At 60.9% G+C, this 11,991-nt stretch carries 10 protein-coding genes; 5 read left to right on the top strand and 5 right to left on the bottom strand.

Annotated features, from left to right (window positions below; translation table 11 throughout):
• Positions 1 to 4 precede the first annotated feature (4 nt).
• Positions 5 to 1,315, bottom strand: coding sequence for an MFS transporter (locus RE418_RS17655; RefSeq protein ID WP_060447740.1), 1,311 nt, complete (start codon positions 1,313 to 1,315; stop codon positions 5 to 7).
• Positions 1,316 to 1,345: 30 nt separating this feature from the next.
• Entirely contained in the window at positions 1,346 to 2,509 is a 1,164-nt protein-coding gene (locus RE418_RS17650) for a M20 aminoacylase family protein (RefSeq protein ID WP_262237119.1), read from the bottom strand.
• A gap of 385 nt (positions 2,510 to 2,894) precedes the next feature.
• Between RE418_RS17650 and RE418_RS17645 the strand changes: the two genes are divergently transcribed.
• Positions 2,895 to 4,961 carry a carbon starvation CstA family protein gene (locus RE418_RS17645; protein WP_213928070.1) on the top strand — a complete coding sequence of 689 codons (2,067 nt, stop codon included), beginning with the start codon at positions 2,895 to 2,897 and terminating at the stop codon, positions 4,959 to 4,961.
• 48 nt (positions 4,962 to 5,009) lie between these two features.
• Here the strand turns inward: RE418_RS17645 and fsa are convergent, their stop codons facing one another.
• Positions 5,010 to 5,675: a fructose-6-phosphate aldolase gene (fsa, locus tag RE418_RS17640; protein ID WP_049205488.1), complete on the bottom strand. Its 666-nt coding sequence runs from the start codon at positions 5,673 to 5,675 to the stop codon at positions 5,010 to 5,012.
• 149 nt (positions 5,676 to 5,824) lie between these two features.
• Here fsa and RE418_RS17635 point away from each other — a divergent pair, with 149 nt between their 5' ends.
• The 4 genes from RE418_RS17635 (at position 5,825) to osmB (ending at position 10,457) form a co-directional block, all read left to right on the top strand.
• A complete protein-coding gene (locus RE418_RS17635; RefSeq protein WP_399675370.1) occupies positions 5,825 to 6,724 on the top strand; it encodes a glycyl-radical enzyme activating protein in 900 nt (299 codons plus the stop codon).
• A gap of 4 nt (positions 6,725 to 6,728) precedes the next feature.
• Complete coding sequence (locus RE418_RS17630; RefSeq protein WP_399675368.1) at positions 6,729 to 9,161, top strand: formate C-acetyltransferase/glycerol dehydratase family glycyl radical enzyme; 2,433 nt, start codon at positions 6,729 to 6,731, stop codon at positions 9,159 to 9,161.
• 50 nt (positions 9,162 to 9,211) lie between these two features.
• The gene (locus RE418_RS17625) at positions 9,212 to 9,958 is read left to right on the top strand and encodes a DNA-binding transcriptional regulator YciT (RefSeq protein ID WP_004930631.1); all 747 of its coding nucleotides are present in this window, start codon (positions 9,212 to 9,214) and stop codon (positions 9,956 to 9,958) included.
• 280 nt (positions 9,959 to 10,238) lie between these two features.
• On the top strand, positions 10,239 to 10,457 hold the full coding sequence (gene osmB, locus RE418_RS17620; RefSeq protein ID WP_004945176.1) for an osmotically-inducible lipoprotein OsmB: 219 nt from the start codon (positions 10,239 to 10,241) through the stop codon (positions 10,455 to 10,457).
• Positions 10,458 to 10,647: 190 nt separating this feature from the next.
• Here the strand turns inward: osmB and yciH are convergent, their stop codons facing one another.
• Both yciH and pyrF read right to left on the bottom strand, forming a co-directional pair.
• Positions 10,648 to 10,974, bottom strand: a complete 327-nt coding sequence (gene yciH, locus RE418_RS17615) for a stress response translation initiation inhibitor YciH (RefSeq protein ID WP_025303019.1) — start codon at positions 10,972 to 10,974, stop codon at positions 10,648 to 10,650.
• Between the two features lie 10 nt (positions 10,975 to 10,984).
• Positions 10,985 to 11,713, bottom strand: coding sequence for an orotidine-5'-phosphate decarboxylase (gene pyrF, locus RE418_RS17610; RefSeq protein WP_301480317.1), 729 nt, complete (start codon positions 11,711 to 11,713; stop codon positions 10,985 to 10,987).
• Positions 11,714 to 11,991: the final 278 nt, after the last annotated feature.

Genomic DNA, 11,991 nt, shown 5'->3' with positions numbered 1-11,991 from the left:
TCGGCTAGCGCAGCGGCTCTCCGCCGGTTTCACGCAGCAATGGCAGCACCGCCAGCGAAGCCAGCGTAGCCACCATCAGATAGACGGCGGGCGCCAGCAGCGAACCGCTCAGCGCGATCGACTGCGAAGCGATGTACTGGGCGAAGCCGCCGAAGATCGCCACCCCGAGGCTGTAGACCAACGCAAACCCCAGCGCACGAATGCGCTGCGGGAACAGCTCCGAAATCATCAACATGGTCGGCACCGAACCGAGCGTGGTCAACCCGACCAGCACCGCGACGATCAGCAGCAGCACCGCAGGATGCGGCACCGCGCTCAGCCACCAAAACGCCGGCAGGGCCACGATCAGAATCGCGATCCGCGACCCGCGGATCAGCGGCAGACGGCCGTAACGATCGCACCAGTGCCCGACCAGCAGACTGCCGCCGAAGGTGATGAGCCCCGCCAATAGCATCGCGGCATAACCGTAGGCCTGCGCCATTCCCAGGTATTTCACCGCGTAGGTGCCGAGATAATACATCGAGATGTAAGTGGCGACGGTGGCGCCGATGGTCAGCATCACACCGAGCACTACCGCCCGCGAGTGCTGGCGCAGCTGAGCAGGCGGCTCGTGAGCCCGCGCCACCGACGGCCGATCGCTTTCCAGCCCGAGACGCAGCCAGCAACCGAGCGGCGCCAGCGCCACGCCGATAAAGAATGGAATGCGCCACCCCCACTCGGCCATGGCGTTCGGTTCGCCGGAAAGCACCGGCAAGGCCGCACTGAGCGCCAGCGCGGTGACGCCGCCAACCACGGTGGCGATGCCCTGCGTCGCCAGTGACCAGCTGGAATAGAAACCGCGCCGATGGGGCGGCGCCGACTCCACCAGCAACGACATCGACGCCCCCACCTCGCCGCCCGCCGCTACGCCCTGGATCAGACGCGCGGCCACCAGCGTGGCGGTTCCCCAATAGCCGGCGCTGGCGTAGGTCGGCGCAAAGCCGATCATCGCCGTGCCCAGGCTCATCAAGGAAATCGTCAGGATCATCGCCGGCTTGCGGCCACAGCGATCGGCATAGGCGCCAATCAGAATGCCGCCCAGCGGCCGCATGAAAAAGCTGACGCCGAACGTGGCAAACGCCAACAGCAACGCCAGATGCGGATCGCTAGACGGGGGAAAAAACAATACGCTGATATAAATAACGAAGAAGTTATAAATACCGAAATCGAAAAACTCCAGCGCATTACCGAAGGAGGCGGCGAATATGACCTTTTTGCCACCGACCTTCGGGGCCGATATTATTTCCGTTTGGGTTTCAGCCGTATTTTCACTCATCATTATCTTCCCTGTTATTATTTTTCGCGTTTATTTTAAATACGCTTCCGCCAACGCTCCCCAATACTGGCTGCCGGCCGCCAGACAGCCGTCATTGAAGTCATATCCCGGGTTATGCACCATGCAGCTGCCTTCGCCATCGCCGTTGCCAACGATCAGGTAGCAGCCCTGCGGATGTGCATCGAGCATGAAGGCGAAATCTTCGCTGCCCATCAGCGGCCGGGCACCGTAGTGCGCGCGGGCGGCGCCGAACTGCTGCTCCGCCACACGGTGGGCAAAGCGGGTCATCGCTTCGTCGTTGACCAACACCGGCGTACCGTTAACGTGCTCCACCACCGCGTGGGCACCGAAGCTTGCCGCCTGCGCCTCGATCAGCGCCGGAATGCGCGCCAGCAGGATTGCGCGCGCCTGACGATCCAGAGAGCGTACGCTGAGCTTCATTTCCGCGCTGTCCGGGATCACGTTGGCCGCCTCACCGGCCTTGATGCTGCCGACGGTGATCACGGCCGCCTCCAGCGGATCGATATTACGCGAAACGATGCTCTGTAGGGCGACAGTGATATGCGAGGCCACCAGCACGGGATCGACCGCCAGCTGCGGGATGGCGCCGTGGCCGCCACGCCCCTGCACCCGCACGTTGAACTGATCCATCGAGGCCATAAACGGACCGTGTTGGAAGAAGAACTCGCCGAGCGGCATCCCCGGCATGTTGTGCATGGCGAAGATGGCGTCGCAGGGGAAGCGCTCGAACAGCCCCTGTTCCACCATGCGCGCGCCGCCGTTCAGCATCTCTTCCGCCGGTTGGAAAATCAGGTGCAGCGTGCCGTTGAAGTTGCGCATTTGCGCCAGATAGCGGGCGGCACCGAGCAACATAGTGGTGTGACCATCATGGCCGCAGGCGTGCATGCGGTTGGCCACGCTGCTGCTCCAGGGCTTGCCGTTGTTCTCTTCGATCGGCAGAGCGTCCATATCGGCACGCAATCCGAGGCGTTTAACGCCGTCGCCCACCCGCAGCGTACCCACCACGCCGGTGCCCGCCAATCCGCGGTGCACCTCATAGCCCCACGAACTCAGATAATCCGCCACCAGATCGCTGGTGCGAAACTCTTCGAAACCCAATTCAGGGTGCTGATGAATATCGTGCCGAATGGCCGTGAGCTGCGGTAAATACCCTTCGATGATTTTATTTATCATAATTAAATTCCTTTCGTAGCTTTATTATTTATTTGATGAATGATTAAGCCTGCGGGTGAAAATAAAGGTATAACACGGCATGAATAATTTTATTTCGGCACGCCTCGACAGATAAAATAATAATCCGCCAGACACCGTGCCCAGATAAAAAACGACGATAATTCGCTGTGCGCGCCGTGAAAATGCAGAATGAATAACTGCTCAGGATGGTGTGGGCGACAGCCTGCGCCAACGCGGTTTCATCACGTTGTTTTTACACTAAAACCCCACCTGCTTCACATTTCTCATCCGACCTGCCGCGGTTCGGCGGCAAAACTTCTACTGTTAAAACGTCATTCCTAATAACAACGTTGATTTTTACCTCTGCACGCCAAGGAGTTGTTTCATGAAAAACATCAGGTCCGGATTTATCTGGCTGCTGGTGGCGTTGGTCGGCGCCTTCGCTTTCGCCATGCTGGCGCTCAGCCGTGGCGAGCACGTCAACGCCGTCTGGCTGGTGGTCGCCGCCGTCGCCTGCTACAGCATCGCCTACCGCTTCTACAGCCGGTTCATTGCCGACAAGGTCTTTGAACTGGATGACCGTCGTCTGACCCCGGCAGAACGTCACAACGACGGCCTGGACTACGTGCCCACCAACAAATGGGTGCTGTTCGGCCACCACTTCGCCGCCATCGCCGGTGCCGGGCCGCTGGTGGGGCCGATCCTGGCCGCGCAGATGGGCTTCCTGCCGGGAACCATCTGGATCCTGGTCGGCGTCATGCTGGCCGGCGCGGTGCAGGATTTCCTGGTGCTGTTCATCTCCACACGCCGCGACGGCCGTTCGCTGGGGGAAATGGCCAAGCAAGAGCTGGGCGCATTCGCCGGGGTGATCACCATGCTCGGCGCACTGGGGGTGATGATCATCATCCTGTCGGCGCTGGCGCTGGTGGTGGTAAAAGCGTTGGCCGACAGCCCATGGGGGCTGTTCACCATCGCCGCCACCATCCCGATCGCCCTGTTCATGGGCATCTACATGCGCTTTATCCGGCCGGGCAAAATCGCTGAAATTTCGGTGATTGGCTTCGTGCTGATGCTGCTGGCGATCGTTTACGGCGGCAACGTGGCGCAAGATCCCTATTGGGGGCCGTTCTTCACGCTGCACGGTACCACCCTGACCTGGGTGCTGGTGATCTACGGCTTCGTCGCCTCGGTGCTGCCGGTGTGGCTGCTGCTGGCGCCGCGCGATTACCTTTCCACCTTTATGAAAATCGGCGTCATCATCGGCCTGGCTATCGGCATCGTCTTCGCCATGCCGGAGATGAAAATGCCGGCGGTCTCGCGCTTCATCGACGGCAGCGGCCCGGTGTTCGCCGGCGCCCTGTTCCCGTTCCTGTTCATCACCATCGCCTGCGGCGCCATTTCCGGCTTCCACGCGCTGGTCTCCAGCGGCACCACGCCCAAGCTGGTGGAACGCGAAAGCCACATTCGCTTTATCGGTTACGGCGCCATGCTGATGGAGTCTTTCGTCGCCATCATGGCGCTGATCTGCGCCTCGGTGCTGGATCCGGGCGTTTACTTCGCCATGAACTCGCCGGCGGCACTGATCGGCACCACGGTGGAAAATGCTTCGCAGGTGATCAACAGCTGGGGCTTTATCGTCACGCCGGAAACGCTGGCGCTGATCGCCAAAGAGGTGGGCGAGAACTCCATCCTGTCGCGCGCCGGCGGCGCCCCGACCTTCGCCGTGGGCATGGCGCACATCATCAGCGAGGTATTCAACAGCCGGGCGATGATGGCCTTCTGGTACCACTTCGCCATTCTGTTCGAAGCGCTGTTCATCCTGACCGCCGTCGACGCCGGTACCCGCGCCTGTCGCTTTATGGTGCAGGATTTGGTGGGCGTGGCGGTACCGCAGTTGGCCAACAACCGCTCCTGGTTCGGCAACCTGGCGGGCACCACGGTGGCGGTGGCCGGTTGGGGTTTCTTCGTGTATCAGGGCGTGGTCGATCCGCTCGGCGGCATCAATACCCTGTGGCCGCTGTTCGGTATCGGCAACCAGATGCTGGCGTCGATGGCGCTAATCCTCGGCACCGTGGTGCTGTTCAAGATGAAAAAACAGCTCTACGCTTGGGTGACTATTCTGCCGACCGCCTGGCTGTTTGTGACCTCCATGACCGCCGGCTGGCAGAAGATCTTCCACGAAAAACCGAGCATCGGCTTCCTGGCGCAGGCGAAGAAGTTCTCCACCGGCATCGAGCAAGGCACGATCATTGCGCCGGCCAAGTCGCTGAAAGACATGGAAACCATCGTGTTCAGCAACCAGATCAACGCCGCGCTGTGCGGGTTCTTTATGCTGGTGGCGGTAACCATGCTGATTGCCGCCTTCTTCGCGATCCGCCGGGCGTTGCGTTCCGAACAGCCGACGACGCACGAGGTCGGCGCCGCGCTGCGAGAGGAGACCGGCCGCGGCTAAACGAACCGAGCATCAAGCAAGGGCGCCGCGGCGCCCTTTTTACTGGCTTTAGCCTAACAGCGTTGAGCCGAACGCCCCCTGCCAATCCTGCTCGAACTTCTCGACCGCGGCCTGCACCGCCGGCGCACTGAGGAACTGCTCCGCCACATCCACCGGCAGCGTGATGGCCTGGCAGCCCGCCAGCAGGCATTCCAGCGCCTGGCGCGGTGTTTTGAAGCTGGCGGCCAGCACCTGCGCCGACGGCGCGTGCAGGCTCAGCAGCTGCTGCAACTCGTGCACCATTTCAATACCGTCGCCGCCCTGCGCGTCAACCCGATTGACGTAAGGCGCCACATATTCCGCCCCGGCCAAGGCGGCCAACAGCCCCTGCCCGGCACCGTACACCGCGGTGCCCAGCGTCGGGATGGACATCGTTTTAAGCTTCTTGATCGCCGCCAATCCCTCCGCGGTTGCCGGGATCTTCACCACCAGCCCCGGTACCCGCTGGCTGAGCAGCGACGCCTCCGCCACCATGCGCTCCGCATCGGCCGCCATCACCTGCGCGAATAGCTTGCCGGTGCCGCCAAGGGCGTCGCGCAGCGCAGGCAGCACTTCCCAGATCGGCTTGCCTTCCTTCGCCACGATGCTCGGGTTGGTGGTGACGCCGTGCAGCGGCAGAATGCGCGCCAGGCGTTTTACCGCGGTCACATCGGCGGTATCGAGATAAAGCTCCATCACGGACTCCTGTGTCATGTTCTGTGGGCGGATTCAAACTCTGATCATCATAGGGCAAAAACCCCGTCAACTTTTGATCAAAATCAATTCAACTTTCATTCGAAAGATCTTTAATGGCGAAAGATTCAGCAACGCCAAACGGGTGATTCATGTTCTTCAATCTGCAGCGCTACTCGACCCATGATGGCCCCGGCATCCGCAGCGTGGTCTTTTTAAAAGGGTGCCCGCTGAGCTGCCGCTGGTGTCAGAACCCGGAAAGCCGCTCGCGCCACGCGGATCTGCTGTTTGACGAGCGCCTGTGTCTGAGCGGCTGTACGCTGTGCACCGAGCGTTGTCCGCAAGGGCTGCAGCGCACCGACGGGCCGCTCACGCTGCAACGCGAGCTGATTAGCGCAGACGACTACGCGGCGCTGGCCGCCGCCTGCCCAACCGGCGCGCTCAGCCTGTGCGGCAGCGTGGTCAACCCCGACGATATCATGGCCGAGGTGATGCGGGATAAGCCTTTCTACCTGCGCAGCGGCGGCGGTTTAACGCTGTCCGGCGGCGAACCCTTTATGCAGCCGGAAGTCGCGGCGGAGCTGCTGCGGCGCGGCCGCGAAGCCGGCATCCACACCGCCGTCGAATCCTGTCTGCACGTGCCGTGGCATTACATCGCCCCTTCGTTGCCCTGGCTGGATCTGCTGTTGGCCGATCTCAAACACACCGATGAAGCGCGTTTCAAAACCTGGACCGGCGGCTCGGCCCGCCGGGTGATGAACAATTTTCGCCGGCTGGTGGCGCACGGCGTGCCAATGACCGTGCGCGTACCGCTGATCCCCGATTTCAATGCCGATCGCCACTCTGTCCGCGCGATTGTCGACTTCGCCGCCGACGAGATCGGCGTATCGGAGATCCACTTTCTGCCGTACCACACGCTGGGCATCAACAAGTATCACCTGCTCGGCGAACCCTACCGCGCCGCCCGCACACCGCTGGACGCGCCCGATCTGCTGGCCTTCGCCGAAACGTACGCCGGCGCCAAAGGCCTGACCGCCATTTTGCGAGGATAACGCCATGACCACATTGGATTTGACCACCCTCAGCGCCCGTATTCAGGCGCATAAGAACGCGCTGATCCACATCGTCAAACCGCCGGTGTGCACCGAACGCGCGCAGCACTATACCGAGGCCTATCAGCAGCATCAGGATCGGCCGCTGCCGGTGCGCCGTGCGCTGGCGCTGGCCAACCACCTGGCGAAGCGCAGCATCTGGATCGCCAACGACGAGCTGATCGTCGGCAACCAGGCCAGCGAGCTGCGCGCCGCGCCGATCTTCCCCGAATACACCGTCGGCTGGATAGAAAACGAAATAGACCAGTTGGCCGACCGGCCGGGTGCCGGTTTTTCGGTCAGCGAAGAGAATAAGGCGATTTTGCACCGTCTGTGCCCATGGTGGCGCGGCCAAACGGTGCAGGATCGCTGCTACGGCATGTTCACCGACGAACAAAAGGCGCTGCTGGCCACCGGCATCATCAAGGCCGAGGGCAACATGACCTCTGGCGACGCCCATCTGGCGGTCAACTTCCCGCTGCTACTGGAACAAGGCCTCGACGGCCTGCGCGAAAAAGTGAACGCGCGCCGCAGCCGCCTGCGCCTGACCGAGTGGGAAGATCTGCACAAAGCGCAGTTTCTCAACGCTATCGATATCGTGCTGACGGCGCTGAGTGAGCACATCCTACGCTTCGCACGCCTGGCGCGCGATATGGCGCAACGCGAAACCCGCGACTGGCGTCGCACCGAGCTGCTGGCTATCGCAGACAACTGCGACCTGATCGCCCATCGCCCGCCGCAAACCTTCTGGCAGGCGCTGCAACTGTGCTATTTCATCCAGCTGACGTTGCAGATCGAATCCAACGGCCATTCGGTTTCCTTTGGCCGCCTCGATCAGTATCTCTATCCCTGGTATCGGCGCGACGTGGAGCTGGAGCAAAACCTGGCGCGGGAAGACGCCATCGAGCTGCTGCACAGCTGCTGGCTGAAGCTGCTGGAGATCAACAAGATCCGCTCCGGCTCGCACTCCAAGGCCTCCGCCGGCAGCCCGCTGTACCAAAACGTCACCATCGGCGGGCAAAAACGGGTCGATGGGCGGCCGTGTGACGCGGTCAATCCGCTGTCCTACGCCATTCTCGAATCCTGCGGCCGCCTGCGTTCCACCCAGCCCAACCTCAGCGTGCGTTACCACGCCGGGATGAGCGCCGATTTCCTCGACGCCTGCGTACAGGTGATCCGCTGCGGCTTCGGCATGCCGGCATTCAATAACGACGAAATCGTCATTCCCGAGTTCATCAAGCTGGGGGTCGAGCCGCAGGACGCTTACGACTACGCCGCCATCGGCTGTATCGAGACCGCCGTCGGCGGCAAATGGGGTTATCGCTGCACCGGCATGAGCTTCATCAACTTCGCCCGCGTGCTGCTGGCGGCGCTGGAACAAGGCCGCGACGCCACCTCCGGGCAGATCTTCCTGCCGCAGGAACAGGCGCTGTCCAAAGGAAACTTCGCCGGTTTCGAACAGGTCTTAACCGCCTGGGATCGGCAAATTCGCTACTACACGCGCAAGTCGATCGAGATCGAGTGCGTGGTGGACAGCGTGCTGGAGGAGAACGCCCACGATATCCTCTGCTCCGCGCTGGTGGATGACTGCATTGAACGCGGCAAAAGCATCAAGCAAGGCGGCGCCAAATACGACTGGGTTTCCGGCCTGCAGGTCGGCATCGCCAACCTGGGCAACAGCCTGGCGGCGGTGCGCAAACTGGTGTTCGACCAAGGGGCAATCGGCCAGCAGCAGCTGGCGGCCGCGCTGGCCGAAGACTTCGCCGGACTGGATGGCGAACAGCTGCGTCAGCGGCTGCTCAACGCCGCGCCCAAATACGGCAACGATGTGGACGAGGTCGATCGGCTGCTGGTGCGCGCCTACCAAACCTACATCGAAGAACTGAAACAGTACCGCAACACCCGCTTCGGCCGCGGGCCGATCGGCGGCGGCTACTACGCCGGCACCTCGTCGATTTCGGCCAACGTGCCCTTCGGCGCCGCCACCCTGGCCACGCCGGATGGGCGCAAGGCGCACCAGCCTCTGGCGGAAGGCGCCAGCCCGGCGTCCGGCACCGACCACCTGGGGCCAACGGCGGTGTTCAATTCGCTCGCCAAGTTGCCAACCGAGGCGATCCTTGGCGGCGTGCTGCTCAATCAGAAGCTGAATCCGGCGACGCTGGACAACCCGCGCGATCGGGAAAAGCTGATGCTGATGTTGCGCACCTTCTTCGAGAGCTATCGCGGTTGGCATGTGCAGTACAACATCGTGTCGCGCGAAACGCTGCTGGCGGCGAAGCAACACCCTGACCAATATCGTGATTTAGTGGTTCGCGTAGCTGGCTATTCCGCTTTCTTTACCGCATTATCCCCTGAGGCGCAGGATGATATTATTGCGCGCACAGAACATACTCTTTAAACCTTTGACTCTTAGCGGCCGCGCCTTGGCGGCCGCATCATCAGGCCGATATGAATTTACGACAACAGACCATATTGCAGTTGGTTAACGATCGCCGGCGGATCAGCGTCAATGAGCTGGCGCGGGCCTCGGGCGTATCGGAAGTCACCATCCGGCAGGATCTCAACCTGCTGGAAAAACGCAGTTATTTGAAGCGCGTACACGGTTCCGCCGTGGCGTTGGAAAGCGACGACGTCGACGCTCGCATGATGTCCAATTTCACCCTCAAACAACGATTGGCACAGTACGCCGCGGCGCAGGTCAACGACGGTGAGACGATCTTCATCGAGAGCGGCAGCGCCAACGCCCTGCTGGCGCGCTACATCGCCGAACGCAAGCGTATTACGCTGATCACCGTCAGCCACTATATCGCCAACCTGCTGAAAGAAACCGACTGCGACGTGATTGTCCTCGGCGGCATGTATCAGAAGAAAAGCGAGACCGTGGTCGGCCCGCTCACACGGCTGTGCATTCAGCAGGTGCATTTCAACAAGGCGTTTATCGGCATTGACGGCTTTCAGGCCGAAACCGGCTTTACCGGCCGCGACATGATGCGCGCCGACGTGGTCAGCGCGGTGCTGGCCAAGGGCGTGGAGAATATCGTGCTGACGGACTCCAGCAAATTCGGCCAGATCCAACCCAACCCGCTGGCGCAGCCGGGGCAAATCAGCCGAGTGATCACCGATTCACGCCTGGCGCTGGAGTATCAGCATCAGCTGAAACGCCAGGGCGTACAGGTGGAGCTGGTCAACGAATAACGCGGGCCGCCACCGCACCTCTCGCGTCGCGCGGGCCACGCCGCGCGCCGTTTCCCTTGTGCAACGGGATTTTAAGACTATTTACCTGTTTATCCTTTCAGAGAAACCTATACTCAGTTTCGGTCACTTTTGGGCCGTAACCTGCTAATTATTCGGCCGTTAACAAAAAGTGCCATTTTTTATATCGATACTGTACGGGAATCAACAGCAGGCCTGATTTATGGTTAGCGCCTATACTTAGAGGGCACTTCCATATAGCCAATGCTAAGGAGAAGTCATTATGATGATTATCAATAAACGTTTCGCCACCGCCGCTCTGGCTCTTACTCTGGCATTTTCACTGAGCGCCTGTTCCAACATGTCCAAACGCGATCGCAACACCGCTATCGGCGCCGGCGCCGGTGCAGTCGGCGGCGCAGTGCTGACAGACGGCAGCGCGTTGGGCACGCTGGGTGGGGCTGCGGTAGGGGGCATCATCGGTCACCAGGTTGGCAAATAACCTTTCCGATGTTCCTCTGCCGACAGGCGGGCAAAAGCGCCGAGGCGCTTTGACGTATTAACCAGAATAACGATGATTTCAGGTCTGCTTTACTTTAAGTCTATGGTTCTTTCGCCGTTAACGGGCTAACCCCCGGCAGCAACAGCCTCAAGCCATGCCGCAGCATTGCACTGCGGCATGGCGATTCGCCTCAACCGCCCGCCAGTTTGACCTTCATGCCTTTGGCTTCCAGTAGCTGTTTGAGCAGATCGCGTTTATCGCCCTGGATCTCGATGATCCCGTCTTTCACCGAACCGCCGCAGCCGCATTTCTTTTTCAGTTCGGCCGCCAGTTTGTCGAGCGCAGCGTCATCCAGATCGACGCCGGTAATCAGGCACACGCCCTTCCCCTTGCGGCCGCTAGTCTGACGCTGGATGCGCACGATGCCGTCGCCCTTGGCGCGTTGCGGTTTAACGTCTTCCTGCTTGATGCGGCCGGTGTCCGTGGAATACACCAGGCGGCTGTTATCGTCATTCATCGGCGGTTCCTCAGGCCAAAGAGGCGCGGATCGCGCGCAGCGTCGCGGCCGGATCCACAGATTGGGTGATCGGACGCCCAATCACCATGTAGTCCACGCCAGCGGCCTGCGCCTGCACTGGCGTCATAATGCGGCGCTGATCGCCCGCCGCGCTGCCTTCAGGGCGGATCCCCGGCGTCACCAGCTGGAAAGCCTGCCCGCAGGCGGCCTTCAGGCGCTGCGCTTCATGAGCCGAACACACCACGCCGTCCAGCCCGCAGTCGCGGGTCAGGCGCGCCAGGCGCTCGGCGTGTTCCGCCGGGCTGGCTTCGATACCAATGCCGCGCAGGTCTTCCGCTTCCATACTGGTGAGCACCGTCACGGCGATCAGCAGCGGCGCATCCGCCCCGAATGACGTCAGCGCTTCTTTAGCGGCGGTCATCATGCGCGCGCCGCCGCTGGCGTGGACGTTGACCATCCAAACGCCCAGCTCGGCCGCCGCCGCGACCGCATGCGCGGTGGTATTGGGAATATCGTGGAATTTCAGGTCAAGAAATACGTCGAAGCCACGCCCGTGCAGATCGCGCACCAGCTGCGGCCCGAACAGCGTGAACATTTCTTTGCCCACTTTCAGCCGGCAGTCTTGCGGATCGATACGGTCGGCGAACGCCAGCGCGGCATTCTTATCGGCGTAATCTAACGCCACAACGATTGGAGATGATTTTAAGTCATTGTTATTAGCGTTATTTTCAGACTTCATTTCTTCTACCTTCTGTAAAATAGACATAATCAGGGACTCACCCGCGAAACTGACCGCCGCATTCTACATGCCGGGGGCCAGAAATCCCAGCCGCAGCGCGCACCGGCGCTCTGTCATGTTACCTCTCACCTTTGTCATGGTGCGTCAACGAAAGCGCGCCAGCGATAAACCACGCAGCGTAAAACGCCGTAAAGATGCGTAAATTATCAATCAAATATTTTGAATAAATTACTCAGCATTATCAGATTTTCAATCGGCCAAGATGCTTTATTATTCAC

The sequence above is a fragment of the Serratia sp. szju genome, from assembly GCF_044594185.1.
GTDB classification, from domain to species: domain Bacteria; phylum Pseudomonadota; class Gammaproteobacteria; order Enterobacterales; family Enterobacteriaceae; genus Serratia; species Serratia bockelmannii.
Note: the sequence above shows the minus strand (reverse complement) of the source record. Positions and strands in the feature narration are given on the sequence as shown.

Bases quoted from the DNA above. Each gene is read 5' to 3' on its own strand.
- pyrF (WP_301480317.1), bottom strand. From the start codon at position 11,713: ATGAAGTCTGAAAATAACGCTAATAACAATGACTTAAAATCATCTCCA.
- fsa (WP_049205488.1), bottom strand. From the start codon at position 5,675: ATGGAGCTTTATCTCGATACCGCCGATGTGACCGCGGTAAAACGCCTG.
- RE418_RS17635 (WP_399675370.1), top strand. From the start codon at position 5,825: ATGTTCTTCAATCTGCAGCGCTACTCGACCCATGATGGCCCCGGCATC.
- RE418_RS17630 (WP_399675368.1), top strand. From the start codon at position 6,729: ATGACCACATTGGATTTGACCACCCTCAGCGCCCGTATTCAGGCGCAT.
- RE418_RS17650 (WP_262237119.1), bottom strand. From the start codon at position 2,509: ATGATAAATAAAATCATCGAAGGGTATTTACCGCAGCTCACGGCCATT.
- RE418_RS17645 (WP_213928070.1), top strand. From the start codon at position 2,895: ATGAAAAACATCAGGTCCGGATTTATCTGGCTGCTGGTGGCGTTGGTC.
- RE418_RS17655 (WP_060447740.1), bottom strand. From the start codon at position 1,315: ATGAGTGAAAATACGGCTGAAACCCAAACGGAAATAATATCGGCCCCG.
- osmB (WP_004945176.1), top strand. From the start codon at position 10,239: ATGATGATTATCAATAAACGTTTCGCCACCGCCGCTCTGGCTCTTACT.
- yciH (WP_025303019.1), bottom strand. From the start codon at position 10,974: ATGAATGACGATAACAGCCGCCTGGTGTATTCCACGGACACCGGCCGC.
- RE418_RS17625 (WP_004930631.1), top strand. From the start codon at position 9,212: ATGAATTTACGACAACAGACCATATTGCAGTTGGTTAACGATCGCCGG.